The 25967-nt window shown below is 58.6% G+C and carries 24 protein-coding genes; 10 read left to right on the forward strand and 14 right to left on the reverse strand.

Annotation, left to right across the window (positions count from 1 at the left end; translation table 11 throughout):
* The 4 genes from livG to livK all read right to left on the reverse strand — a co-directional run bounded on the left by livG (position 1) and on the right by livK (position 4136).
* Positions 1 to 768, reverse strand: a complete 768-nt coding sequence (gene livG / locus CWM54_RS19445) for a high-affinity branched-chain amino acid ABC transporter ATP-binding protein LivG (RefSeq protein WP_008806972.1) — start codon at positions 766 to 768, stop codon at positions 1 to 3.
* The gene (gene livM, locus CWM54_RS19450; RefSeq protein ID WP_008806971.1) at positions 765 to 2042 is read right to left on the reverse strand and encodes a branched chain amino acid ABC transporter permease LivM; all 1278 of its coding nucleotides are present in this window, start codon (positions 2040 to 2042) and stop codon (positions 765 to 767) included. Before livM ends, livG begins: the two co-directional genes overlap by 4 nt.
* Positions 2039 to 2965: a high-affinity branched-chain amino acid ABC transporter permease LivH gene (gene livH / locus CWM54_RS19455; protein ID WP_002920807.1), complete on the reverse strand. Its 927-nt coding sequence runs from the start codon at positions 2963 to 2965 to the stop codon at positions 2039 to 2041. The genes livM and livH overlap by 4 nt, the downstream gene beginning before the upstream one ends.
* Positions 2966 to 3026: 61 nt before the next feature.
* Entirely contained in the window at positions 3027 to 4136 is a 1110-nt protein-coding gene (gene livK / locus CWM54_RS19460; RefSeq protein ID WP_002920808.1) for a high-affinity branched-chain amino acid ABC transporter substrate-binding protein LivK, read from the reverse strand.
* A 423-nt stretch (positions 4137 to 4559) separates the two neighbouring features.
* Between livK and panM the strand changes: the two genes are divergently transcribed.
* From panM to CWM54_RS19485, 3 genes are all read left to right on the forward strand, one after another.
* The gene (panM, locus tag CWM54_RS19475; protein ID WP_100698175.1) at positions 4560 to 4943 is read left to right on the forward strand and encodes an aspartate 1-decarboxylase autocleavage activator PanM; all 384 of its coding nucleotides are present in this window, start codon (positions 4560 to 4562) and stop codon (positions 4941 to 4943) included.
* Positions 4944 to 5255: 312 nt separating this feature from the next.
* Positions 5256 to 5798 (forward strand): LemA family protein, encoded by a 543-nt coding sequence (locus CWM54_RS19480; protein WP_100698177.1) that lies wholly within the window; start codon positions 5256 to 5258, stop codon positions 5796 to 5798.
* Between the two features lie 3 nt (positions 5799 to 5801).
* Positions 5802 to 7847, forward strand: coding sequence for a DUF2207 domain-containing protein (locus tag CWM54_RS19485; RefSeq protein ID WP_100698179.1), 2046 nt, complete (start codon positions 5802 to 5804; stop codon positions 7845 to 7847).
* Positions 7848 to 8119: 272 nt separating this feature from the next.
* On the opposite strand, the gene livJ is transcribed toward CWM54_RS19485, so the two are convergent.
* The 3 genes from livJ to CWM54_RS19500 all read right to left on the reverse strand — a co-directional run bounded on the left by livJ (position 8120) and on the right by CWM54_RS19500 (position 12138).
* Positions 8120 to 9223, reverse strand: coding sequence for a branched chain amino acid ABC transporter substrate-binding protein LivJ (gene livJ, locus CWM54_RS19490; RefSeq protein ID WP_074387034.1), 1104 nt, complete (start codon positions 9221 to 9223; stop codon positions 8120 to 8122).
* 257 nt (positions 9224 to 9480) lie between these two features.
* Positions 9481 to 10725 carry an aromatic amino acid transport family protein gene (locus CWM54_RS19495; RefSeq protein ID WP_100698181.1) on the reverse strand — a complete coding sequence of 415 codons (1245 nt, stop codon included), beginning with the start codon at positions 10723 to 10725 and terminating at the stop codon, positions 9481 to 9483.
* Positions 10726 to 10872: 147 nt separating this feature from the next.
* Entirely contained in the window at positions 10873 to 12138 is a 1266-nt protein-coding gene (locus CWM54_RS19500; protein ID WP_100698183.1) for a 4-aminobutyrate--2-oxoglutarate transaminase, read from the reverse strand.
* Between the two features lie 118 nt (positions 12139 to 12256).
* Between CWM54_RS19500 and CWM54_RS19505 the strand changes: the two genes are divergently transcribed.
* Entirely contained in the window at positions 12257 to 13780 is a 1524-nt protein-coding gene (locus tag CWM54_RS19505) for a PLP-dependent aminotransferase family protein (RefSeq protein WP_100698185.1), read from the forward strand.
* Between the two features lie 52 nt (positions 13781 to 13832).
* On the opposite strand, the gene rpoH is transcribed toward CWM54_RS19505, so the two are convergent.
* The 4 genes from rpoH to ftsY form a co-directional block, all read right to left on the reverse strand.
* Positions 13833 to 14687, reverse strand: coding sequence for an RNA polymerase sigma factor RpoH (gene rpoH, locus CWM54_RS19510; protein ID WP_002920815.1), 855 nt, complete (start codon positions 14685 to 14687; stop codon positions 13833 to 13835).
* Positions 14688 to 14956: 269 nt separating this feature from the next.
* A complete protein-coding gene (gene ftsX, locus CWM54_RS19515) occupies positions 14957 to 16012 on the reverse strand; it encodes a permease-like cell division protein FtsX (protein WP_008806965.1) in 1056 nt (351 codons plus the stop codon).
* Entirely contained in the window at positions 16005 to 16673 is a 669-nt protein-coding gene (gene ftsE, locus CWM54_RS19520) for a cell division ATP-binding protein FtsE (RefSeq protein WP_008806964.1), read from the reverse strand. The genes ftsX and ftsE overlap by 8 nt, the downstream gene beginning before the upstream one ends.
* Before the next feature lie 2 nt (positions 16674 to 16675).
* The gene (gene ftsY, locus CWM54_RS19525; RefSeq protein WP_100680911.1) at positions 16676 to 18199 is read right to left on the reverse strand and encodes a signal recognition particle-docking protein FtsY; all 1524 of its coding nucleotides are present in this window, start codon (positions 18197 to 18199) and stop codon (positions 16676 to 16678) included.
* Positions 18200 to 18382: 183 nt separating this feature from the next.
* On the opposite strand from ftsY, the gene rsmD reads away from it, so the two are divergent.
* Together rsmD and CWM54_RS19535 are read left to right on the forward strand one after the other, a co-directional pair.
* Positions 18383 to 18979 carry a 16S rRNA (guanine(966)-N(2))-methyltransferase gene (gene rsmD, locus CWM54_RS19530; RefSeq protein ID WP_002920820.1) on the forward strand — a complete coding sequence of 199 codons (597 nt, stop codon included), beginning with the start codon at positions 18383 to 18385 and terminating at the stop codon, positions 18977 to 18979.
* Positions 18969 to 19244 carry a DUF1145 family protein gene (locus CWM54_RS19535; RefSeq protein WP_002920822.1) on the forward strand — a complete coding sequence of 92 codons (276 nt, stop codon included), beginning with the start codon at positions 18969 to 18971 and terminating at the stop codon, positions 19242 to 19244. The genes rsmD and CWM54_RS19535 overlap by 11 nt, the downstream gene beginning before the upstream one ends.
* Before the next feature lie 13 nt (positions 19245 to 19257).
* On the opposite strand, the gene CWM54_RS19540 is transcribed toward CWM54_RS19535, so the two are convergent.
* Complete coding sequence (locus CWM54_RS19540) at positions 19258 to 19608, reverse strand: DUF2500 domain-containing protein (protein ID WP_165784227.1); 351 nt, start codon at positions 19606 to 19608, stop codon at positions 19258 to 19260.
* Positions 19609 to 19758: 150 nt separating this feature from the next.
* On the opposite strand from CWM54_RS19540, the gene CWM54_RS19545 reads away from it, so the two are divergent.
* Together CWM54_RS19545 and zntA are read left to right on the forward strand one after the other, a co-directional pair.
* On the forward strand, positions 19759 to 20385 hold the full coding sequence (locus CWM54_RS19545) for a lysoplasmalogenase (RefSeq protein WP_004173987.1): 627 nt from the start codon (positions 19759 to 19761) through the stop codon (positions 20383 to 20385).
* Positions 20386 to 20463: 78 nt separating this feature from the next.
* Positions 20464 to 22674: a Zn(II)/Cd(II)/Pb(II) translocating P-type ATPase ZntA gene (gene zntA / locus CWM54_RS19550; protein WP_100680912.1), complete on the forward strand. Its 2211-nt coding sequence runs from the start codon at positions 20464 to 20466 to the stop codon at positions 22672 to 22674.
* A gap of 277 nt (positions 22675 to 22951) precedes the next feature.
* On the opposite strand, the gene tusA is transcribed toward zntA, so the two are convergent.
* Positions 22952 to 23197 (reverse strand): sulfurtransferase TusA, encoded by a 246-nt coding sequence (tusA, locus tag CWM54_RS19560; protein WP_002920858.1) that lies wholly within the window; start codon positions 23195 to 23197, stop codon positions 22952 to 22954.
* Between the two features lie 206 nt (positions 23198 to 23403).
* Here tusA and CWM54_RS19565 point away from each other — a divergent pair, with 206 nt between their 5' ends.
* Both CWM54_RS19565 and CWM54_RS19570 read left to right on the forward strand, forming a co-directional pair.
* The gene (locus CWM54_RS19565) at positions 23404 to 24069 is read left to right on the forward strand and encodes a 7-cyano-7-deazaguanine/7-aminomethyl-7-deazaguanine transporter (RefSeq protein WP_025710747.1); all 666 of its coding nucleotides are present in this window, start codon (positions 23404 to 23406) and stop codon (positions 24067 to 24069) included.
* Positions 24070 to 24142: 73 nt separating this feature from the next.
* A complete protein-coding gene (locus tag CWM54_RS19570) occupies positions 24143 to 24700 on the forward strand; it encodes a DcrB family lipoprotein (RefSeq protein ID WP_025710746.1) in 558 nt (185 codons plus the stop codon).
* Here the strand turns inward: CWM54_RS19570 and CWM54_RS19575 are convergent, their stop codons facing one another.
* Positions 24701 to 25921, reverse strand: a complete 1221-nt coding sequence (locus CWM54_RS19575) for an MFS transporter (protein WP_100698188.1) — start codon at positions 25919 to 25921, stop codon at positions 24701 to 24703.
* Positions 25922 to 25967 lie beyond the last annotated feature (46 nt).

Genomic DNA, 25967 nt, shown 5'->3' on the forward strand with positions numbered 1-25967 from the left:
TTATGCCTCACCAAGGTATGCGCGGATCACGTCCGGGTTATTACGAATCTCTTCCGGCGTCCCGTTGGCCAGCGGTGTCCCCTGGTTCACGACGTAGATGCGATCGGAAATGCCCATCACCAGCTTCATATCGTGTTCGATAAGCAGGATGGTGGTGTTGTGATGGTTACGCAGCTCGGCGATAAGCTCGTCCAGCTCTTTGGTCTCTTTCGGGTTCAGCCCCGCCGCCGGTTCATCGAGCATCAGAATTTCCGGCTGGGTCACCATGCAGCGGGCAATCTCCAGCCGGCGCTGGTCGCCGTAGGCCAGGTTGCTGGCCTGACGGTTGGCGTGCTCCAGCAGGCCGATACGCTCCAGCCAGGTGGCGGCCCGGTCCAGCGCTTCGCTCTGCGCCCGGCGGAAGGCCGGCGTTTTCAGCAGGCCGGAGAAGAGCCCGGTTTTCAGCTGCTGATGCTGCGCCACCAGCAGGTTTTCAATCACCGTCATTTCGCGGAACAGACGCACGTGCTGGAAGGTCCTCACCACGCCCATCCGCGCAATCTGCTGACCCGGCAGCCCTTCCAGGTGCTGGTCGCGCAGCATAATGGTGCCGCCAGTGGGCTTGTAGAAACCGGTCAGGCAGTTAAAGACAGTGGTCTTCCCGGCGCCGTTAGGGCCGATCAGCGAGACAATCTCGCGCTCTCTGAGCTCCAGCGACACATTGTTGACAGCCAGCAGACCGCCGAAACGCATCATCAGGCCGCTGACGGATAATAATGGCTGACTCATGCCTGCTCTCCTTTCGCCTGACCGTTTTTCAGCTTCAACTGCACGCGCGTCATTGGCAGCAGCCCCTGCGGGCGCCAGATCATCATCAGCACCATCAGGCCGCCGAGCATTAACATGCTGTATTCGTTGAAGTCACGCATCAGCTCGCGCGAGACCACCAGCAGAATAGCCGCGAGGATCACCGCGAACTGCGAGCCCATCCCGCCCAGCACAACGATCGCCAACACGAAGGCCGACTCGGCGAAGGTGAAGGATTCCGGGCTGACAAAGCCCTGGCGCGCAGCGAACAGCGTCCCGGCGAAGCCAGCAAACGCGGCGCTGATGGTAAAGGCGGTCAGCTTGATGCGCGTCGGGCTCAGGCCCAGCGAACGACAGGCGATCTCATCTTCACGCAGCGCTTCCCACGCCCGCCCCAGCGGCATTCGCAGCAGGCGGTTGATGACGAACAGGCTGAGCACGACCAGCAGCAGCGCCACCAGGTAGAGGAAAATCACCCGGTCGGAGGGATCGTATTTGACGCCGAAGAAATTGCTGAAGGTATCCCAGCCGCCTTCGCGGGCGGTACGGCTAAATTCAAGGCCGAAGAAAGTCGGTTTCGGGATCTGGCTGATGCCGTTCGGCCCGCCGGTGATCTCGGTATTGTTGAGCAGCAGAATACGCACAATTTCACCGAAGCCTAAGGTCACAATCGCCAGGTAGTCGCCGCGCAGACGCAGCACCGGGAAGCCCAGCAGGAAGCCGGCCGCCGCGGAGACCAGGCCAGCCAGCGGCAGACAGGTCCAGAAGCCGAGACCGTAATAGTGGTTCAGCAGCGCGAAGGTATACGCGCCGATGGCGTAGAACCCACCGTAGCCCAGCACCAGCAAGCCGGAAAGGCCGACCACCACGTTCAGCCCGAGGCCGAGGATGATATAGATCATCGTCAGCGTGGCGATATCCACCGTGCCGCGCGACACCATAAACGGCCATGCCACGGCAATCACCAGCAGGGCTATCAGGAACAGCTTCTGCTTCACCGTCGAGCCGTCAATCGCCGGCATAATAAACTTCGGCCCGGAGACGTTCTTAACCGCTTTCTGGAACAGCGGCCGCAGCAACTGGAAGAAAAAGACCACCGCGGTGCCAATAAAGATCCACTGCCAGCGAATATCGGCGGCGGTATCGACCACCAGTTTGGTGCCGTCCAGCTCCAGCTGCACGCCCATAAAGACGCCCGCCAGAATGAAGAACATCACGGCAGACAGCAGCGCCATTGCAATTTGCATCGGTTTCATACTTTTTCTACCTCCGGGCGGCCCAGAATGCCGGTCGGCATCACTAACAGCACCAGAATCAGCAGCGCGAAGGAAACGACGTCCTTATATTCGGTGCTGAGATAGGCAGAAGAGAGCGCCTCGGCAATACCCAGGATCAGGCCGCCGATCATCGCGCCAGGGATACTGCCGATACCGCCAAGCACGGCGGCGGTGAAGGCCTTCATCCCGGCCATAAAGCCGATGTAGGGATTAATTACGCCGTAGAACTGGCCGAGCAGCACGCCCGCCACCGCCGCCATCGCTGCACCAATGACAAAAGTCAGGGCAATGACGCGGTCGGTGTTAATGCCGAGCAGGCTCGCCATTTTCAGGTCTTCGGCGCAGGCGCGGCAGGCGCGCCCCATCCGCGAGTAGCGAATAAACAGCGTCAGGGCCAGCATGGCGATAAAGGTCACCACCCAGATCACCAGTTGCATGGTGGTGATCGTCGCGGAGAAACTGTCGCTGTGGCCAACGACCCACTGGCCGTTAAACAGGCTCGGCAGCGCCACGTCGCGCGACCCCTGAGTCAGGCTGACGTAGTTCTGCAGGAAGATAGACATCCCGATAGCGGAGATCAGCGCAATCAGACGCTTAGAGTTACGCACCGGCCGATAGGCCACGCGCTCGATACTCCAGCCGTAGGCGCTGGCAATCACAATGGCGCCCACGAATCCGGCGGCGACCAGCAGCCAGCTGGTATCGATGCCCATCATCATCAGCGCGGCGATGATCATGAAGGAGACATAGCTGCCAATCATGTAGACCTCGCCGTGGGCGAAGTTGATCATGCCGATAATGCCGTACACCATCGTATAGCCGATGGCGATCAGCGCGTAGGTACTGCCCAGCGTGACGCCGTTAAACATCTGCTGCAGAAAATAGAGAAACTGCTCGGACATAAGGTAACCTTTTTCAAACCGCCCGCGGATCGCGGGCGGAGGGATAACTCGTCTTCAGCGCTTATTTCGCCGCGCTCGAAGAGCCGTCGGCGTGCCACTGGAAGACACCAAACTCAAATCCCTTCAGATCGCCTTTTTCATCCCAGGTCAGCGGCCCAATCACGGTTTTCGCCCCGTGCGCTTTCAAATCTTTGATTAAATCCAGCGGCTGCTGGCTGCCGGTTCTGTCCATCGCCTGCGCCAGCGACTGAACGGCGGCATAGGTGATCCAGACGTACGGCCCACTCGGATCTTTCTTCTCCGCTTTCAGCGCGTTGACGATGGCGCTGTTGGCAGGATCCTGATCGTAGCGTTTTGGCATCGTCACCAGCATCCCTTCCGCCGCGGCGCCCGCGATATTGGACAGCGAGGCGTTGCCTACCCCTTCCGGCCCCATAAACACGGTTTTCAGCCCAACGGAGCGCGCCTGGCGCAGCATCTGGCCCATTTCCGGGTAGTAGCCGCCGTAGTAGACGAAGTCGATGTTCTCTTTCTTCAGGCGCGCCAGCAGGGCGGAGAAATCTTTCTCACCCGCGGTGATGCCGTCGAAGAAGACGATGTTGGCCCCGGCTTTTTTCAGGTTGTCCTGCACCGAACGTGCCAGCCCTTCGCCGTACTGCTGCTTGTCATGAATGATGGCAATTCGCTGCGGTTTCACTTTCTCGACGATATATTTCGCCGCGGTCGGCCCTTGCGAGGAGTCGAGGCCGGCGGTACGCATGATGTACTGATAGCCGCGCTGGGTCAGCTCCGGGTTGGTCGCTCCCGGGGAGATCATCAGGATGCCTTCATCCTCATAGATGTCGGAAGCCGGCTGAGTGGAAGAGGAGCACAGGTGGCCGATAACGTACTGAATGCCGTCGTTGACGATTTTGTTGGCCACCGCGACCGCTTGCTTCGGATCGCAGGCGTCGTCATATTCCACGGCCACCAGCTTGTCACCCTTAATGCCGCCGCTGGCGTTGATGTCTTTAATCGCCTGACGCGCGCCATTGAACTCCATGTCGCCCCACTGGGCCACCGGACCCGACATCGCGCCGACGACGGCGACCTTAATATCCTTGGCCATCGCCGCGTGCGACATCGCTAATGCGACAATGCCCGCGACGATGGTTTTCGCGTTCCTTTTCATGCTGCAGAACCCCGTTCGTGATGTGGTGTAAATGTTTTGTATTTTTATGGTTAAAAAGCATTCTGTGCTTTTATTAAACAACGCCATTTTTACCATTGAGTTTAATGGTTTAGCGCAGCTTTTCACTAAAAAACAGATTAAAATCTCTATTTTTCAGTCGATTAAGCAAAGATAATATTCTGTATTTTGGTGAAGATAAACAAAAAAAAGTCCATCCTGCAGCATAAAATAACGATACATAAGGCGGAATAAAACGCTGCACATTAGGTTAAAATTCTGCTTATTTTTCGATCCATGACGGATTGCGCTACCCTGACTACATCCGGAAAACGAATCCCCTGATGTACGCGCAAAAAACAGCGCTCCGCCAGACAGCAATTTTGGGTACACTGGCGCCTCTGTTTTGCACTGGATTTGCCGCCCATGAAACTGACCATTATCCGTTTACAGTACTTCAGCGATCAGGATCGCATCGACCTGGGGAAAATCTGGCCGTCGCAGGATCTGTCGACGTTAACCCTGGACGAGAATCATCGTCTCTACGCCGCCCGCTTTAACGAGCGCCTGCTGGGCGCCGTGCGCGTCACCCTGCGCGGCGTCGAAGCTGAGCTCAGCGATCTGTGCGTGCGTGAAGTGACCCGCCGCCGCGGCGTCGGGCAATACTTAGTGGAAGAGACGTTACGTGATAACCCGGCCATCAATAGCTGGCGCGTCGCCGACCACGGGGTGGAAGACCGTGGCGTGATGGCCGCATTTATGCAGGCGCTCGGCTTTAGCGCCCAGCAGACCGGTTGGGAAAAGCATTAAGAAAAGCGTTCGTCGGGTAACACAGCGCTTGTTTGTTGCCTCCCGGCAACGGAATAAAGCCCAGCCGCGGCTAAACGGCTGGGCTTGTTTATTTCATGCTGCGACGATAATGCCATGGTTCCCCGAACGTGAAGCTGAGGATTGCCCTGTCCGATATCCGCCAGGGTAAAGGCGCGTGTGACATTTCAGAATTTAACGCGCAAGTGCACGTTTCCCCTGCGCTTCACGTGAGGTAAGATTCGCTGACGCGTAAAATTGCGCAGAAAGTATTCAGCGTAACGCGATCATCAGCAGTCAACATGGAACAAACATATGGAAATGTCTATCGGGCTGGCTATTGTCGCCGTGATCCTTATCTGGGCGATCTTCACTTATAACCGTTTTATCTCTCTACGCCGTTTCAAAGATGAAGCATGGAGCGGTATTGCCGTCCAGCTCAAGCGCCGTCACGATCTGGCGCCCAACCTGTTCAGTCTGGTCAAACGCTATGCGCAGCACGAAAAAGATCTGCTGGAAGAGATCGGCCGCCAGCGCAGCGTCCTGACCGGTAATCCCCGGCAGGTGGCCGACAGCGAGCAGCAATATGCCGGAACGTTGAGCCGTATATTCGCCCTGGCGGAAGCCTATCCGGAACTCAAAGCCAGCGAAAACTTCCTCTCGCTGCAGCAATCCCTTAGCGAAATAGAAGAACAGCTGCAGATGGCCCGCCGTTACTTCAACGCCACGGTCCGCGAGTTTAATATTCTGGTGGAGTCTTTTCCCAGCCTGCTGCTGGCCCGCCTGTTTAGCTTCAGGGCGGAACTTTTCTTTGAACTGGAGTCCCCTGAAGAAGCCAAATTGCCACGGATGGAGTGACCCATGTCCACCTGGTCCATGCAGATACTGCGCAGTATTGGCCTGTTGCTGCTGCTGTTGAGCAGCCCTGGTTCAGCCGTCAGCGACGATAAAGCTATCACCGATGCCTCGCCCCCCCCGGCTAATGCCCGCCGGGTCCCCGCGTATGAACATATTCTCTTTTTCGATTCCCTGGCGCGTTTTCAGCCAAATGGCAGCATGGAGATGCGGGAAAATATCACCGTGCTGGCCCTGGGAAAGGAGATCCGTCGGGGGATTTTCCGCACGCTGCCTCTCAACTGGCACCGTCAGGACGGCAAAATTTTTAGCGTTGATTACGCCATCAAATCGGTCTCGCGCAATGGACTCCCGGAACCCTACAGCCTCGATCGCACGACAAAAACGCTGACCGTGCGCATTGGCAGCGCCGATCGCACCCTGAAGCCAGGTATTTATAACTATGAAATTCGCTATCAGGTTAGCCACCATTTCAGCCGCTTCCCCGACTGGGATGAGCTTTACTGGAACGTGACAGGCAACGACTGGAGCTGGCCAATCGGGAAAGCCCGTTTCCAGCTTGCACTGCCTGACGCCGCCGGGCAGTTGAATGCGGATGGCAGAGATGCAAGGTTGCGCACCATTGATGTTTACACCGGTCGTCAGGGGGCGAAAGATCACCATGCGATCATCCTGCCTGATGGCAGCATACAAACGTCGCGCCCCCTTGCCGCCGGCGAAGGGCTGACCGTGGTCTATACCTGGCCCCGCGCCATTCTGGCAAATGCCGCCGCCCCCGAAGCGGTTTGGCCGTTGGTCCATTTACTGGTGCCGACGCTGGCCACCAGCGTTATCTGGCTTCCCCTGCTACTGCTTGTTGGCTACTACTGGCTGTGGTGGCGCAAAAACGTCACGGCGACGGGTTTAAAAATGCCGCCGGTGACGCCGCAATTTTCGCTGCCCGCCGCGATGTCGCCAGGCTATCTGCGCTTTATTACGCAACGTAAGTATGACGATGTGGCATTCAGTAGCGATTTGCTGGGGCTGGTTGCCAAACGAGCCATCACATTGACGAGGAAAAAAAGCCAAACCAAAGGCGCATGGTCTTCATCTCCTGTTGATGAGCAGTGGCTTTCCCGCCAGCCAGACGAAAAGCATAAACCGCTGAATCCCATAGAGAAGCAGCTGATGAGCCTGCTTTTCAGCGCTAAACGTAAGAACATCAATCTCAGTACGCCCCATCAAACGTTGATGCAAAACGCGCGCCGGTGGCTGGAAAAATGTTGTGAAGAGCAGAAACCGCAGCTATTCCGGACATGGGGTAAACCGCTGCGTCATTGTATTTATATTGCTCTGCTGGTTCCGATCGTTTGCGGCATCGGATTTAGCCCGGCGGCAGCGGCGCTCACCGTTCCCAGCCTGCTGTTTGTATCGGTCGGCGGGGTGATGACGTACTTGTGCCTGAAGTTTTTACGCAACCCGATGAAAACATTGCGTAGTTTGGGACCAGTTATGATCCTGATGGCGCTGGTATTTAGCCCTTTCGCCACCGTGGCGGGAGGCGTTTTCCTGCTCGGCATGTTACCCATCACCCAACTTCCTGCCGGGTACCTGGGCGCCTTGTTAACCGCCATCGTGCTGTGTGCGCTCGTCGCCTGGAAAACGCCACGCTATACGCAGAAGGGGTTAAACGATCTGGCCGTCGCCAAAGGGTTGAAACGGTATATTAAAACGGCCGAAGAGAAGCGTTATCAGACACTTTATCCACCTGACCAGATGGTCGCGCACTTTGAAAGCCTGCTGCCGGTCGCTCTGGCGCTCGGCGTAGGAAAGACCCTGGCGAACACTTTTGCCCGATACTTAAGCAGCACCGGCGCGATGTCGGAAGTGTTACAGCAGACGGACTGGCAGGACATGCATCATTTCTACCAGCGCTGTCATTCCGCCGCCAGCGACAAGCCGGTGCAGCGTTCAGAAGGTGGCTCTTCAGGGTCGGGCTATAGCGGTTCCGGCTCTTCCGGCGGCGGATCGTCAGGCGGCGGTTCCGGTGGCGGCGGCGGCGGTGGCTGGTAAGAGAAGGCCGGATAGCATTTATCCGGCCAACACATCTGGGGCGTGAAAGGCGTCAAGACCCGAAATCCCCGGGAGCTTACATCAGTCAGTGACCGGGGTTGAGGGCCGCAGACAACGCATTTGCAGCGTGAAAGGCGCCCCACCCATTTAACCCAGCATTTCGCGTTGCAAAAAGGCGTCAAGACCCGACATCCCCGGGAGCTTACATCAGTAAGTGACCGGGGTTGAGGGCCGCAGACAACGCATTTGCAGCGTGAAAGGCGCCGGTTAAATTATTTGGCGTCGGTCGCCGTACCGTTCGCATGCCAGGTAAAAATACCGAATTCAAACCCTTTCAGGTCGCCTTTCTGATCCCACGACAGCGGCCCCATCACGGTATCAACGGTCGCGCCTTTCAGGTATTTAGCGATTTCCGCCGGATCGTCAGACTGGTTCAGGCCCGCCTGCAGCGACTGCAGCGCCGCGTAGGTGGTCCACACGAAAGCGCCGCTCGGATCCTGTTTCTTCGCCTTGATCGCATCCACGATCGGTTTGTTCGCCGGCACCTGGTCGTAGTTCTTCGGCTTGGTCACCAGCAGACCTTCCGCCGACTCGCCGGCGATGTTAGACAGGGAGACGTTCGCTACCCCTTCCGGGCCCATAAACTGGGTTTTCAAACCGGCGGCACGGGCCTGACGCAGGATCTGGCCCATTTCCGGGTGGTAGCCGCCGTAGTAAACGAAATCGATATTCTCTTTCTTCAGGCGCGCCACCAGGGTGGAGAAATCTTTCTCACCGGCGGTGATGCCGTCGAAGAAGACCACGTTCGCCCCGCCTTTTTTCAGGCCATCCTGCACCGCACGGGCCAAACCTTCACCGTACTGCTGTTTGTCATGTACCACAGCGATACGCTGCGGCTTCACTTTGTCGAGAATGTATTTCGCTGCGGTGGGTCCCTGGTCGGAGTCCAGACCGGTGGTGCGCAGGATCAGCTTATAGCCGCGCGCGGTCAGCTCCGGGGCGGTCGCTGCCGGCGTGATCATCAGAATGCCTTCGTCTTCATAGATGTCAGACGCCGGCTGAGTGGAAGAGGAGCACAGGTGGCCGATAACGTATTTGATGCCGTCGTTGACCACTTTGTTGGCGACCGCTACCGCCTGTTTCGGGTCGCAAGCGTCATCATATTTGACGATCTGCAGCTTATTGCCCTTGATGCCACCCTTGGCGTTGATATCTGCTACCGCCTGCTCAGCGCCGGTAAATTCCTGGTCGCCGTACTGGGCCACCGGGCCGGACATCGCCCCGACGACCGCGATTTTGATATCTTCGGCCAGCGCCGCGCTGCTCATAACTAAGGCAATACATCCTGCCAGTAACGCTTTACCCTTCATATTCATCCTGAGGCTCCCCATTATTATGGTTTTTGCATTTGTTGTGATGTTGTTTGTTAGCGCATTATTTTGTTTATATCGATAGGAAAAGCATATGATAGCTAATCCACCGGGGGCTGCTCGCGCTTTTGCAGCACACTATGCTAAACATACCGTCATTCTGAGGAATTTGAAACGACTAAATTGCGGGCTATGTAACAGATAAGTGACAAATAAAAAAACCGCGCCAGCATGAACCAGACGCGGTGCAAAACAGGCCCTGATTACCAGCCAGCGGGCAGATAGCCTACCGCGGACGCTATCGCATAGACGGCGCTGCAAAGATACAACAACACAATGAAGCATTGGATAAGCGGATGGGTCATCCAGGTCGGACAGGTCCAGCCAGGGGTCAGGTCGCCACGCTGGCGCGCACCCTTCAGCATCAGGATCGGCATAATCGATAAAATAACGCCGCTGAACACCCCGGCAAAATAGAGCGCGTTGACGAAAGAAACCATGCCGCTATAGGCCAGCACGAACGGCGGGATCGCCACCACCAGCAGCACCATCAAGCGCCGGGCGGGTTGCTCATCATTCCCCAGGCGGAACTGATCGAAAATGTTGGTCAGGAAGCTACCACCCAGCCCCCAGTAAGAGGTCAGCATGGCGCACAGCGCAAACAGGTTGGCTGAGAAGAACGCCCATTCGCCAAGCGCCCGGCCCCAGGAGATGGTGGCCACATCCGAGATATTGTCCAGGCCATTAAGCGAGATAACTGACAGCGGCACCAGTGCCAGCAGGGCAAAGGTCAAAGCCATACCGACCATAATGGCCCTGGGCAATTTTTCCGGTTTGTCGGCGAAGCCCCGCGCCATCTCCGGCACGATATACTGTGCCGAGAAGCAGAATGCCACAACGTTGAAGACCGGAACCATATACAGCCAGTTGCCGTCGAGCAGATAGCCGACGCGGGTGGTCTCTTTCAATAGCGTGGCAATCACCAGCACCGAGATCATCACCACCATGCCGATGCTGATAAATTTCTCGCCGCGGCCGATCGCCTTCAGGCCCAGGTAGAGCACCCCTGCCGCCGGGACGAAAAACATCACGCTCCCCAGCGCCGGCGAGATGCCAAACAACGAGTGCAGCAGCTTGCCGCTGCCGGTCATATAAGCCGTCAATGCGCCGACGCTGTTGACGCAAACGGAGAGGAACATCATCAGCGCGCCAAAGCCGCCGACGTAGCGCTTCGATAAACCGCTGAGCTGCAGATGTTTCCGGGTGCGGAGCGTGGATTCCGCGACATAGAGCATGGTCACCGTCGTCAGGCTGCCCACCAGCACCAGCCAGAACAGCAGCGGTAAGAAGCCCGCTTTGCTCGACGCATAGGCGATAGAGAGGACACCCGCACCGATATTGGTACCGACAATCATCGATACGCCTTCGACGAAGCTCAGAGATTTTGTAGGGACAGCCGTACGTTCCCGGCCGGTGAGGACGGGAGAAAAGGTGGAGTTTTCAGACATAATACTTTCCGTTTTACTCCGACGGTTGTTACCGCCGGAAAAAAGGTGATATCAGGGTGATAAACCACTCACGCTGAGCATGAACAGCCGGCTGCGGCGTCCTGTTTCTGTTCGGCTTCCGTGCCGCCGCAGCCCGCCGGGGAGACGTTAGCTCTTCAGGATGCGCGCCAGAATATCCAGCGCTTTCGAGAACTGGGCGTCGGGGATAGTCAACGGATACAGGAAGCGGATCACGTTGCCGTAGACGCCACAGCTCAGCAGCAGCAGGCCGTTTTCCTGCGCTTTCTGTTGCACCTGACGGGTAAACTCCGGCGACGGCTCGCCAGTTTGCGGATCGTTAAATTCCACCGCCACCATCGACCCCCGGCCACGGACATCAACAATCGCCGGGCAGGTGGCGCGCGCCTGGTTGAGCACCTCCTGCAGATGGCTACCCAGCTGTTCAGCCCGCTGACACAGCTGCTCTTCGGCAATGACATCCAGCACCGCGTGCGCCGCGGCCACCGCCAGCGGGTTACCGGCATAGGTTCCGCCCAGCCCGCCAGGCGCTGGCGCATCCATCACCTCAGCGCGACCGACAACGCCCGACAGCGGGAAGCCGCCAGCGAGGCTTTTCGCCATCGTCATCAGATCCGGTTTCACCTCATAGTGCTGCATAGCGAACAGCTTGCCGGTGCGGGCGAAACCGGTCTGCACTTCATCAGCGATCAGCAGAATACCGTGGGTATCGCACAGGTCGCGCAGCGCCTGCATAAAATCGGCCGGCGCGACGTTAAAGCCGCCTTCCCCCTGGATCGGCTCGAGGATGATGGCCGCTACCTGGTCCGGCGCAATATCCGCTTTGAAAATATGCTCCAGGCTTTTCAGCGCATCCGCGGTGGTCACGCCGTGCGCCTCATTGGGATAAACGCCGTGATAGACCGATCCCGGGAACGGCCCGAAGCCGATTTTGTAAGGAGCAACCTTACCGGTGAGGGCCATGGTCATAAAAGTACGGCCGTGGAAGCCGCCGCCGAAAGTAATCAGCCCCGGGCGGCCGGTGTAAGCGCGGGCAATTTTCACCGCGTTCTCGACCGCTTCCGCGCCGGTAGTGAAGAAGGCCGTTTTTGCCGGCCCGTCAATTGGCGCCAGATCGTTGATACGTTCCGCCAGCGAAACATAACTTTCGTACGGCACAATCTGATAGGCGGTGTGGGTGAACGCCTGCAGCTGATCGGCGACCGCGGCGACCACTTTCGGATGGCGGTGACCGGTATTTAACACGGCGATCCCGGCGGCGAAATCGATCACCTCATTGCCTTCGATATCCCACAGCGTGGCGTTTTCCGCCTTCTCGACAAAGTAATTACACATTACGCCTACGCCGCGCGGCGTCGCCTGCTGGCGACGTTGATTCAGTTCTGAGCTTTTCACCTGCGAATCTCCTGTCGTGTATGTCACGTTATCGCAACAAATTAGAAACGATGTCGTTTATTTACACAGGAGTTGGCCCTATAATCGAGTACCAATTTAGAATATCTGAGGGATCCAATTGCGTTCGCTGGTGGGTGACCTGGTGCTGGTCCGTCTGCAGGAAGAGCGGGATCCTCTTCTGCACAAACGCTTATATAACGCGCTGCGCCGCGCGATCCTCGACGGTTCGCTGGCGCCGCAAAGCCGCCTGCCGCCGTCGCGCGATCTGGCGGGTGAACTCGGCGTATCTAGAAACACCATATTAACAACTTATGAACAATTACTGGCGGAAGGATATGTGGTTTCCCGCCGGGGAAGTGGAACATTCGTTGCCCAAACCGCCCCTGAGAGCTCATTGACGGCTAAAGGTCAGCAAGAAAGCAGCAGTATCGCGGCACCGACGGCGCATCTTTCACGCCGAGGCCAACATCTGCTCGGCCAGGTCAGCGCCAGCCCGCGCCAGTGGGGGGCGTTTATACCCGGCGTGCCGGACGTTAACGCCTTTCCCCACCCGCTGTTCAGTAAGATCCAGGCCCGTATCAGCCGTCGGCCCAAACCGGAGCGGCTTAGCTATAGCTGCAACGGTGGCACCCCGGAACTGCAGCAGGCGCTGGTGGATTATCTGCGCGTGTCGCGCGGCGTCCACTGTCAGGCAGATCAAATTCTTATTACCGAGGGGATCCACCAGGCTATCGATCTGGTCACCCGCATGCTGTGTGACAACGGCGATCTGGCATGGGTGGAGGAGCCTTCCTATTGGGGGATCCGCCACGTGCTGGCGATGAACGACGTTCGGGTGGAACCCCTGACCGTCGATGCCAACGGCCTGTGCCCGCCGGAAACGGTTGACGACGCGCCGAGGCTCATCTTCGTTACGCCTTCCCACCAGTACCCGCTGGGCGCGGTAATGAGCCTTGAGCGCCGCCAGCGACTGCTGGCGCTCGCCCGTCAGCAGGGGAGCTGGATCGTCGAAGATGATTATGACAGTGAGTTTCGCTTTTCCGGCCAGCCGATCCCCGCCCTGCAGGGTCTGGTCCCCGATGCCCCGGTGGTCTATATCGGCACCTTCAGCAAAACGCTCTATCCCGGCCTGCGCCTGGGCTACGTGGTGATCCCCCGTCCGCTGGTCAGCGATCTGAAGCACGCCCATGCCGAGCTTTACCGCGGCGGCCATTCGCTGATCCAGATGGCGCTGGCGGAGTTTATTACCGCCGGCCACTATTCGGCCCATATCCGCCGTATGCGGTTGCTCTACAGCCGTCGCCGCGCCTTTTTAACTGAGCTTATCCAGCGGCACTGTATGCCGTACGCCCTGTCTGACTTCAGCGATAATGCCGGGCTGCATTTGATCCTCAATTTGCCCGCAGAGGCTGACGATGTGGCGATCGCCAAAGAGGCTAATGCGCGCCACATTCTGGTGCGGCCGCTGTCGCGTTACTACCTGACGACGGCGCGGAAGAAAGGATTACTGATGGGATTCGCCAGCCAGCCCGAAGAGCAGATGGCGTCGGCGTTCAGCGTCTTACTCGGCTGCCTGCAGACGCACTGCCCGCAGATGCTCCTGCCCAGGGAGGACGCAGAAAAACAAAACGCCCCAACCTGAGGCGGGGCGTTATCGGGGAGCCTGATATCAGGTATCAGGCAGGCGTGGCGTATCAGGCTTCGATAGCGGCACGCAGTTTTTTCATAGCGTTCTTTTCCAGCTGACGCACGCGCTCTGCGGAGACGCCGTAGCGGTCGGCCAGTTCCTGCAGCGTGGACTTGTTGTCTTCGTCCAGCCAGCGGGCGCGGATGATGTCCTGGCTACGCTCGTCCAGGCCCTGCATCGCGTCAGTCAGCTTATTCGCCGCCTGCTCTTCCCAGTTGTCGTCTTCGATGCCGTCGGCAAAGTTAGACGTTTTGTCCTGCAGATACAGGACCGGCGCCATCGGCTGGCTGTCGGACTCATCGTCGGAAGACATGTCGAAGGTCATGTCCTGGGCCGCCATGCGGGATTCCATCTCGCGGACGTCTTTGCTCGACACGCCCAGCTCACGGGCCACCATTTCCACTTCATCCTGGTTGAACCAACCCAGACGCTGTTTGGTTTTACGCAGGTTAAAGAACAGTTTACGCTGTGCTTTGGTGGTAGCGACCTTCACAATACGCCAGTTACGCAGCACGTATTCGTGAATTTCGGCTTTAATCCAGTGCACGGCGAAGGAGACCAGGCGCACACCCACTTCCGGGTTGAAGCGACGCACGGCTTTCATCAGGCCGATATTGCCTTCCTGGATCAGATCCGCCTGCGGCAGGCCATAGCCCGAGTAGTTACGAGCAATGTGAACAACAAAGCGCAGGTGAGACAGAATCAGCTTTTTCGCTGCTTCCAGATCGCCCTGGTAATGCAGCTTTTCAGCAAGCTCCCGCTCTTCATCAGCCGACAGCATCGGCCAAGTGTTAGCGGCCCGGATGTACGATTCCAGGTTACCAACGGGGGCTAAAGCTAAAGTTTGCATTTCTTTGGTCATTCAAATCCTCTCAATTGATATCTTCTGACGCGTTCTTGTCCCCATCAGGCAACAAGCATGCCAGCATTCATGAGCAACGAGAATATCACTCACATTAGTATCAGACAGTGATTTTATCCACAAGTTCCATGCAACGGTGTGAATAAATTACGCACAAAATGTGACACCACGATGAACAAGTGAGGGCAGGAAAAGGAGAACAAGCTTGCGGTATCTTTCCCTGCGAACAGGAACTCATTGCAGCAGGGAAAGATTATATCACGCTTTTTTTAATCGGGAGTAAAGTGACGTAAATGTTGCACTGTCGCCAGCCAGGCGGCGACCCAACCGATCATCGAGCAGACAATCAGCATCAACAGGCACTCGTCGAAGCCCAGGCCGCTCAGCTCAAACTGGGTACCGAACACTTTCGCCACTTCGGTCACCGCCGACGAGAGGCGCATCACCAGAATCTCCGACAGGATCAGCGATAAAAACGCGCCGGAGAAGCCCAGCATCGCCCCACCATAGAGGAACGGACGCAGGATAAAGCCGTCGGTGGCGCCGATTAGCTTCTGCACGTTAATGGTATCGCGGCGGGCGAAGATGCTCAGACGCACGCTGTTGCCGATCACCAGGAACACCGCCGCCACCATCAGCACGCCGATCATCGCCGACACGCGGCCCACCAGCCCGGTAAGCGAGGAGAGACGGGCAAACCAGCTGTCGTCCATCCTCACCTCATCCACCCCCTGGATCCGCGAAACCCGTTCGCGCAGGGTATTCAGCGCTTCCGTACTCTGGAAATCCAGCTTCGGCACTACGATGGCGACCGCCGGCAGCGGGTTCTCTTCCAGCATATCCAGTGCGCCGCCAAAGCCTGACCAGTTACGGAATTCACCCAGCGCCTCGTCACGGGACAAATAGTTTACCTTGTCAACGCCCTGCTCCGCCTGCAGTTGGCCCACCACCCGCGCCGCGGCGTCGTCATCCAGCGTTTTTTCCAGATAAACGGTGATCTGCGGCGATGGATAGTACTGTGACGCCGCGCTGCTGACGTTTTTGTAGACCATGTAGCAGACGCTTGGCAGGGTCAACGAAATGGCGATGACCATCACCGTCAGGAAGGTCGCCAGCGGCGTGCTTTTTAGATCCTGCAACGCGCCGTGCCAGGCATAGCGCACCTGTTCGTTGAACACGTTACTCTTACGCGAGGCCGGGTTAGGCGCCGCTTTCGGCCGTTTTGGCGCATTGCGCCCGCCGCCACTGCCGCCCGCCGCGTTGCGCAGGCGATCGAACTTACTGCCGAACTGGCGAATCTGGTTCATTGCGTCGCGCTTATTCACCCCGAATGCCTCCATGCAGATGGCCGTCGCTGAGCGACAGCACGCGGTACGGACGACTGGAGATAAGTCCCAGATCGTGTGTCGCCATCAGTACCGTCACCCCAACGCGGTTAAACTCTTCAAACAGACGTAAAATCCCCTCCGAGAGCGCCTCGTCGAGGTTACCGGTCGGTTCATCCGCCAGCAGCACCGCCGGCTTGTTGACCACCGCGCGGGCAATACCCACGCGCTGCTGCTCACCGCCGGAGAGCTGAATCGGAAAGTTCTTCGCTTTGTCCAGCAGGCCGACCTTGTCCAGCGCCGCCGAGACGCGACGACGAATGTCATCGCCGCTGGCACCGGCGATAATCAGCGGGATCGCCACGTTGTCATACACGGTTCGATCCATCAGCAAATGGTGGTCCTGGAAAATCATGCCGATCTGGCGGCGCAGGAACGGCACCTCACGGCTCTTCAGACGGCTGATTTCATGACCGCTGAAGAAGATTTTCCCGGCGCTGGGCCGTTCGATACCACAGATAAGCTTCAGCAGGGTACTCTTCCCTGCGCCGGAATGGCCGGTCAGAAACGCCATCTCGCCCGGCTGCAGGTGGAAGGTCACCCCCTGCAGCGCTTGTCTCCCACCGAGATAGGCTTTGCTGACTTGTTCAAAGCGAATCATTCTTAATCCTCTCGGGCAAAAAGTGCCTCAATAAAGTCGCCCGCATTAAACGGACGCAGATCCTCAATACGCTCGCCGACGCCAATATAGCGAATCGGAATGCCGAACTGATCGGCCACCGAGAAGATCACGCCGCCTTTGGCGGTGCCGTCCAGCTTGGTCAGGGTGATCCCGGTCAATCCTACCGCTTCATGGAACAGTTTGGCCTGGCTAATGGCATTCTGCCCGGTGCTGGCGTCAATAGTTAACATCACCTCATGCGGCGCGTCGACGTCCAGTTTTTTCATCACCCGGACAATCTTCTTCAGCTCTTCCATCAGGTGCGATTTATTCTGCAGACGCCCGGCGGTGTCGGCAATCAGTACGTCAACATGGCGCGCCTTCGCCGCCTGAATGGCGTCGAAAATCACCGAGGCGGAGTCCGCGCCGGTATGCTGGGCGATCACCGGGATATTGTTACGCTGACCCCAGACCTGCAACTGTTCCACCGCCGCCGCGCGGAAGGTATCCCCCGCCGCCAGCATCACCGATTTACCCTGCTGCTCAAACTGACGCGCCAGCTTGCCGATGGTGGTGGTTTTCCCCACCCCGTTTACGCCGACCATCAGAATAACAAACGGCGTTTTGCCTTCAACGTTCAGCGGCTCATCCACTTTGGCGAGAATCTCGCCCATCTCTTCTTTCAGCAGGCCGTACAGCGCTTCCGCATCGCGCAGTTGCTTACGGCTGGCACCTTCTGTCAGGTTGGTAATGATCTTGCGGGTCGTTTCCACCCCGACGTCGGCGATCAGCAGTTGCTCTTCCAGCTCTTCAAACAGATCATCGTCGATCTTCTTACCGCGGAACAGGCTGATAAATCCGGAACCGAGGTTCTCTTTGGTTTTCAGCAGGCTACGCTTGAGGCGGGCGAAAAAGCCTTCTTTCGTCGGCTTTTCCTGCTCCTGGGCCAGCGCTTCCACCGGCGCCTCGTCCTCGGGCTCCGGCACCACGACCGCCGCCTCTTCTGCCGCCTCGGCCGCCAGCGCCAGTGCTTCCAGCTCTTCATCGCTTAACGGGGCGTCCTCTTCAGGGACATCCGTCTCCTGCGGCTCGGCGATAACGTCTGCCACAGGCTGCTCTGCTACGGCTTCCGCCACCACCGCTTCGGCGATCACCTCTTCCGCCAGCGGCTCAACCACCGCAGGCTGTTCAAGCGGTTCGCTGACCGCGGGCTCCGGTTCAACAACAGGCGCGTCTTCGGCCAGAGCAGGCGTTTCCACCCCCTCTTCTTCCTGCACGCTGGCAGGCTCCGCGAGGTGCGCTTTTTCGCTTTCGACTACCGTCTCGGTCACTTCGACGACGTCTTCGGCAAACGCTTCCGGGTCTGCTTTCGGCGCGCTCGGCTCAGCAGGGGTTTCCGCTACCGGCGTCTCATCGGCAACCGCTTGTTGTTCTTCTACTTTTTGTTCAGTCTCGGTTTCCTGTGCCTGTTCTTTCTGTCCAAAGCCCAGCCAGGAAAAGAAGCCACGTTTTTTCTCTTTTGCCATTTGCGACCACACTCCTCGCTGTTTTATTCATGGCGCAGCTTCATCAGAAGCTGAAAAAATGATGAAATTAGTCGGATAGTCTATCACTTAACTTAACTCGCAGCACCGCCCCCGGATTAAGGTTTCGTCAACCGCCGTCGATCGCTAGAATAGCAGGCCGGAAGTTGAGACTTGAGCAGAGAGATGAAAAAACCAAACCACGCGGGCAGCGGCCAGATCCGCATTATCGGTGGGCAATGGCGCGGCCGTAAATTACCGGTGCCGGAGAGCCCGGGCCTGCGGCCGACCACCGACCGGGTTCGCGAAACCCTTTTTAACTGGCTGGCGCCGTCCATCGTTGACGCGCACTGCCTCGACTGCTTTGCCGGCAGCGGCGCGCTGGGGCTGGAGGCGCTGTCCCGCTATGCGGCCAGCACCACGCTACTGGAGATGGAGCGCGGCGTAGCCCAGCAGTTGCAAAAAAATCTCGCCACCCTGAAAGCGGATCGCGGCAAGGTGATCACCACCAACACCCTCAGCTTCCTGAGTCAGCCGGGGACACCGCACCAGATCGTGTTCGTCGACCCGCCGTTCCGTCAGGGGTTGCTGGAAGAGACGCTACGTCTGCTGGAGACACAAGGCTGGCTGGCCGATGAGGCCCTGGTGTATGTCGAAAGCGAAGTCGAAAACGGCTTACCGCCGGTGCCAGCTAACTGGCAGCTGTATCGTGAAAAAGTGGCCGGACAGGTCGCCTACCGTCTTTACCAACGTGAGGCCCAAGGAGAGCACCATGCTGATTAATTTAGGCCGCCTGCTGATGCTGTGCGTCTGGGCCTTTCTGTTATTGAATCTGTTTCAGCCCTTCCCGAAGCCGCTGAATATCTTCGTCAACGTCGCGCTGATTTTCATGATCCTGATGCACGGGCTGCAGTTGACGCTGCTGAAGGCGACGCAGCCGAAAGAGGCGCCGCCGCTGAGCCGCTTTGAGCAAATCCGCATTTTTATCTTCGGCGTGTTTGAGCTCGTCGCCTGGCAGAAAAAACTGAAGGCGACGCTGAAAAAGTAGTCCTGAAAAGGGCTCAGTGATCAGGCGTAAACGCCACGAACGCTGTGCCCTTATAACTCAACATCCCGCGATCGCCCACGCTCAGCGCATGATATTGCGGCGCTTCAAGGCGAAACACCACCTCCAGCCCACCGTTTTCGGGGCGAAAGCTCGCTTCATAGCGCATTTCACTGCCTGCAGGCGTCACCGTCTGCTGCCGCGAGCGCCGATCGTTAATCACTTTTTCCCGTTTATTGCTGACGATAACCCGCTTTTGCAGCAACGGCGCGGCGTCATTCGCCTGTTTCTCACGGCGCTGCTGTACATAGCGAAACGAAGCCGCCACCACAATCACCGCGACAACCAAAACAAAAAAGAGGGGCACTTTACTCATTAAGGTTACCCATAAAAAATATCAGGAATCAGCATACTGCGTCGGGAATAACATTGTCATCTGCTACGCCAAACCACTACACTGAGTTGTAGCATCACGCATCCGTAACTTTCTTTATGATAACAGATACAGGGACTTACTATGCTTTGGTCATTTATTGCTGTCTGTTTCTCCGCATGGCTTTATGTCGATGCATCTTATCGTGGGCCGGCCTGGCGACGCTGGGTATTTAAACCAGTCACCCTGATTCTGTTGCTGTTACTGGCCTGGCAGGCGCCGATGTTCAATGCCATCAGCTATCTGGTGCTGGCTGGCCTGTGCGCCTCGCTGCTCGGCGACGCCCTGACCCTGCTGCCGCGCCAGCGGGTGATGTACGCGGTGGGCGCTTTCTTCCTGTCACATCTGCTGTATACCATCTGGTTCGCCAGCCAGCTGACGCTGTCGTTCTTCTGGCCCCTGCCGCTGGTGCTGCTGGTATTCGGCGCCCTGCTAATGGCGGTGATCTGGAGTCGGCTGGAAGAGATGAAAATGCCGGTGCTGACCTTTATTGGAATGACGCTGGTGATGGTCTGGCTGGCCGGTGAGCTGTGGTTTGCCCGCCCCACCAACACCGCGCTGTCCGGTTTCGCTGGCGCGGCCCTGCTGCTGCTGAGCAATGCCGTATGGCTGGTGAGCCACTATCGTCGCCGCTTCCGCGCCGATAACGCCATTGCCGCCGCGTTCTACTTTGCCGGCCACTTCCTGATCGTGCGCGCGTTATACCTGTAATTTAGTCCTTGACTCTGGAGTCGACTCCAGAGTGTATCCTACGGCTAATGAGAAAATTATCATTTCCCGGAGGGTGCCATGTCGACTCCAGACGCGCAGGATAAAAAAGTCCCACAATTCTCGTCATTCACCATGCGGCCAGCGACCGCGCCGGCGGAGAGCTGCTGTACAGATCACGCCTGCGCCACAGAATCCGCCCCTGCCGCCGAAGCGCTCGACGACGCCCGCTATAGCTGGCAGGTTGATGGCATGGACTGCGCCGCCTGCGCCCGCAAGGTGGAAACCGCGGTTCGCCAGGTACCCGGCGTCAGTCAGGTCCAGGTGCTGTTCGCCACAGAAAAGTTGCTGGTTAACGCCGAGGGCGATATCCGCGCTCAGGTTGAGAACGCGGTCCGCCAGGCGGGCTATACGCTGCGCGATGCCGATGCTCCCGCAGCAGAGAAAACCCGAGGGTCGCTGCTGCGCGACAATCTGCCGTTACTGACGCTGTTTATCATGATGGCCCTGAGCTGGGGGCTGGAGCAGGCCAACCACCCTGCCGGTCAGTTGGCCTTTATTGCCACCACCCTGGTTGGCCTGTGGCCGGTTGCTCGCCAGGCGCTGCGCCTGATCAAGAGCGGGAGCTGGTTTGCCATTGAAACGCTGATGAGCGTCGCCGCCATCGGGGCGCTGTTTATCGGCGCCACTGCGGAAGCGGCGATGGTCCTGCTGCTGTTCCTGATCGGCGAGCGTCTCGAAGGCTGGGCCGCCAGCCGCGCACGGCAGGGGGTGAGCGCGCTGATGGCGCTGAAGCCCGACACCGCCATCCGTCTGCGCAACGGTGTGCGGGAAACCGTCGCCCAGCGCGACCTGCGTCCCGGAGATGTGATTGAAGTGGCCGCCGGCGGGCGTCTGCCGGCGGATGGCCAGCTGCTGTCGCCGTTTGCCAGCTTTGATGAAAGCGCCCTGACCGGCGAGTCGGTGCCGGTGGAGCGTCAGGCCGGGGAACGGGTAGCGGCGGGCGCCACCAGCGTCGATCGCCTGGTGCAGCTTACCGTGATATCCGAACCGGGCGACAGCGCCATCGACCGCATCCTGAAGCTGATTGAAGAGGCAGAGGAGCGTCGGGCGCCGATCGAGCGCTTCATCGACCGCTTCAGCCGGATCTACACCCCGGCCATTATGGTCGTAGCCTTGTTGGTCGCCATTGTCCCGCCGCTGTTCTTTGCCAGCGCCTGGCTGCCGTGGATTTATAAAGGACTGACGCTGCTGCTGATCGGCTGTCCGTGCGCGCTGGTCATCTCCACACCGGCGGCCATCACCTCCGGCCTGGCGGTCGCCGCCCGACGCGGAGCGCTAATCAAAGGCGGTGCGGCGCTGGAACAGCTGGGCCAGGTGCGGCAGGTGGCGTTCGATAAAACCGGCACCCTGACCGTCGGCCAGCCGCAGGTGACTTCGGTTATCGCCACAGCTGAGGTTGACGCCAACGCGCTGCTGGCGCTGGCGGCGGCGGTGGAGCAAGGCTCCAGCCACCCACTGGCGCAGGCCATCGTCCGTGAAGCACAGCGGCGTCAGCTGAGTATTCCGCTTGCCAGCGGCCAGCGGGCGCTGGCGGGCTCCGGTATCGAAGCCGAGGTGAACGGCAGCCACATCTTGATCTGCGCCGCCAGCAAAGCCTCCCCGGCAGAGCATGAGGCACAGATCCAGCAGCTGGAGAGCGCCGGGCAAACGGTGGTGCTGGTGATGCGCGGCGAGACGCTGCTCGGCATCCTGGCGCTGCGCGACACCCTGCGCGATGACGCGCGTCAGGCGGTGGATGCCTTACACCAGTTGGGGGTGCAGGGGGTGATCCTCACCGGAGATAACCCGCGCGCCGCGGCGGCCATCGCCAGCGAACTGGGGCTGGAATTCCGCGCAGGTCTGCTGCCGGAGGACAAAGTGAAAGCCGTCATGACGCTGAATGCCGATGCGCCGCTGGCGATGGTTGGGGACGGCATCAACGATGCTCCGGCGATGAAAGCGGCCACCATCGGCATCGCCATGGGCAGCGGCACCGACGTGGCACTGGAAACCGCCGACGCCGCGCTGACCCATAATCGTCTGACCGGCCTGGCGCAGATGATTTCCCTGGCGCGCGCCACCCATGCCAATATTCGCCAGAACATCGCGATTGCCTTAGGGCTGAAGGGGATTTTCCTCGTCACCACCTTGCTCGGCCTGACTGGCCTGTGGCTGGCGGTGCTGGCGGATACCGGCGCCACCGTGCTGGTAACGGCTAACGCGCTGCGGTTATTGCGTAAGAAGTTGTAGCATAGATACCGACTTCCCTGCTCGCGCTACGCTTAGCAGGGCTACAGTTCCAGACCGTCGGGTAGCCCGGATAAGACGCAACGCGCCGCCATCCGGGATATTCCCTGCTCGCGCTACGCTTAGCAGGGCTACGGTTCCGGACCGTCGGGTAGCCCGGATAAGACGCAACGCGCCGCCATCCGGGGTATTCCCTGCTCGCGCTGCGCTTAGCAGGGCTACGATTCCGGACCGTCGGGTAGCCCGGATAAGGCGCTACGCGCCGCCATCCGGGAAAAACTCAGTGGCTTTTGCGGATCAGATAGCGGTACGGCAGGGCTTCGGTTTCCTGGGCCACCAGCTCATGCTCCATAAAGCGGCAGAATCCCGGGATATCGCGGGTGGTGGCCGGATCGTCAGCAATAATCAGCAGTGTCTCGCCGACCGGCATCGTCCGCACGGTTTTACGCACCATCATGACCGGCTCCGGGCAGCGGAGCCCCAGGGCATCCAGGGTGTGGTCAGGAGTGGAGAAAAGTTCGCTCATTTTAGTCTCACGTCAACAAAACGGCCCTAGTTTACCCCCAGTTCGCCAGTACGCAAGCCAGGTTAACGTTTGCGCGAAAAACAACCATTGCATTACGCCGGTAACGCAGTATCATGCAGCCGTTTTTTATTGGGTTCCCTCACCCCAACGTTTCGCTGCCGATTGCTCCTTAACCTGAAGCATGACGGGCATAAAAAGGTCACAATATGAATCCCTTTACTACCGTACAGCGCAAAAAAGCGCTCGTCTGGCTTTCGCTATTTCATCTGCTGGTGATCACCTCCAGCAACTATCTGGTTCAGCTGCCGATCTCCATTTTTGGTTTCCATACCACCTGGGGCGCGTTTAGTTTTCCGTTTATCTTCCTCGCCACCGATCTGACGGTACGCATTTTTGGCGCACCGCTGGCGCGACGCATCATTTTCGCGGTGATGGTCCCGGCGCTGGTCATTTCGTACGGTGTCTCCGCCCTGTTTTACATGGGCGAGTGGCAGGGCTTTGCCGCGCTGGGCACTTTTAATCTCTTCGTCGCGCGTATCGCCATCGCCAGCTTTATGGCCTATGCGCTGGGGCAGATCCTCGACGTCCACGTCTTTAACCGCCTGCGGCAGAGCCGCCACTGGTGGCTGGCCCCCACCGCCTCAACGCTATTCGGCAACATTAGCGATACCGTCGCATTCTTCTTTATCGCTTTCTGGCGCAGCCCGGACCCATTTATGGCCGCCCACTGGGGGGAAATCGCCCTCGTCGACTACAGCTTTAAAGTGCTTATCAGCATCATTTTCTTCCTGCCGATGTATGGCGTGTTGTTAAATATGCTGTTGAAAAGACTGGCGGATAAATCTGATTTGTCGGCATTGCAGCCGAGTTAAAGGTACTCGCGGGCTGATGTGTTAAGATAGCCGGATGAGCCATTAGTGGCCGTTTATCGAAAGGAAGATGTCAATGCGCAATTTGGTTAAATATGTCGGTATTGGCCTGCTGGTGATGGGGCTTGCCGCCTGCGATAACAGCGATTCAAAAGCGCCAACCGTTGGCGCAGCAGCGGAGAGCAATGCCAGCGGCCAGGCAATCAGCCTGCTGGATGGCAAGCTGAGCTTCACCCTGCCTGCGGGCATGGCCGACCAGAGCGGCAAACTGGGTACCCAGGCGAACAACATGCACGTCTACTCTGACGCTACCGGCCAGAAAGCGGTCATCGTCATCGTCGGCGACAGCACCAATGAAGATCTGGCGGTGCTGGCGAAACGTCTGGAAGATCAGCAGCGTAGCCGCGACCCGCAGCTGCAGGTGGTGAGCAATAAATCGCTGGAGATCAAAGGCCATACCCTGCAGCAGCTGGACAGCATCATCTCCGCCAAGGGGCAGACCGCGTGGTCTTCCGTACTGCTTGGCAAAGTGGATGACAAACTGCTGACCCTGCAGGTGACCCTGCCGGCGGACAACCAGCAGCAGGCACAGACCGAAGCAGAAAGCATCATCAATACCCTCACCATTCAGTAATTACTGACCTGGTGCGATGGCCTCCGGTTCGCTAACCGGGGGCCGTTTTTTTAGCCGCCAGCCCAACAGCAGCGCCGCCATCACCAGCCCCGCCGCGGCGAGATAAATCATCGAGATCCCGGTCCACGCCATCAGCAATCCGGCCAGCGGCCCGGTGACGCCCAACGACAAATCCATAAACACAGTATAGGTCGCCAGTGCCGACCCCTGATTGTGCTGCGGCACCGCTTTGACCGCCACCACCCCCAGCGCCGGGAAGACCAGCGAGAACCCCGCCCCGGTAAGGAAGGTACCGATTTTCGCCAACAGCGGCGTATCGGCAATGCCAACCAGCAGCAGTCCGATAATCTCCACGCTAAAGCAGAGCATCGCCACGTTCAGTCCACCGAGGCGATGAATGCCGTTAGGAAACAGCAGCCGCGTGCCAACGAACGCGCAGCTGAATAACGTCAGAGCGAAAGCCGCTCCGTCCCAGCCTTTGGCGTCATAAAACAGCGTGATAAAGGTGGCGATCACCCCGAAGCCGGCGGAGGCCAGCGCCAGCGCCATGCCGTAGGGCCAGACCCGGCCAAGCACCGCGCGAAACGACATCGCTTTACCTTTGGCTGCCTTCACCGCCGCGCGGGGCAGCGCACAGAGGATCGCCACCAGCGCCACCGCCATAATGACCACCGCCAGGCCGCTGAGGCCAATATGCGAATAGCACAGCACGCCGAGCGGCGCGCCCATCGCCATCGCCCCGTAGGTCACAATCCCGTTCCACGAAATCACCCGCCCGATATGCAGCGAACCGACCACGCCGACGCCCCACAGCGTCGACCCGGTGCCGGCAAAGCTCTGGCCGATACCAAGGATCACCCGCCCGAGGCATAACAGCAGCAGGCTAACCAGTGGCCAGCCGCTGCTGCAGGCCGCCAGCAGATAGCTCAGACCGCTCAAAAAACAGCCGCAGAGACCGAAGACAACAATCTTTTTGGGCCCCAGCAGGTCGGCGTAGCGCCCGGCGTGCGGGCGGCTGAGCAGCGTGGCGAAATATTGCAGACTAATCACCAGCCCGGCCCAGAAAGTGCTAAAGCCCATGACATCATGAACATAGCCGGGCAACACCGCCAGCGGCAGGCCGATGGTGAGATAGCTGGCAAAGTTAAAGATTACGACAGAGACAATCCGCAGATTGAGGCGCAGTCCATTGAGCGCCGGTTCGGCGACGGGTTCGGGCATCAGGTTCCACCAGATTTCGACAACCAGCTTTCACTATTACCACGCT

This window comes from Klebsiella sp. D-Nf1 (assembly GCF_002810515.1).
In the GTDB taxonomy this organism is placed as follows: Bacteria; Pseudomonadota; Gammaproteobacteria; order Enterobacterales; family Enterobacteriaceae; genus Klebsiella; species Klebsiella variicola.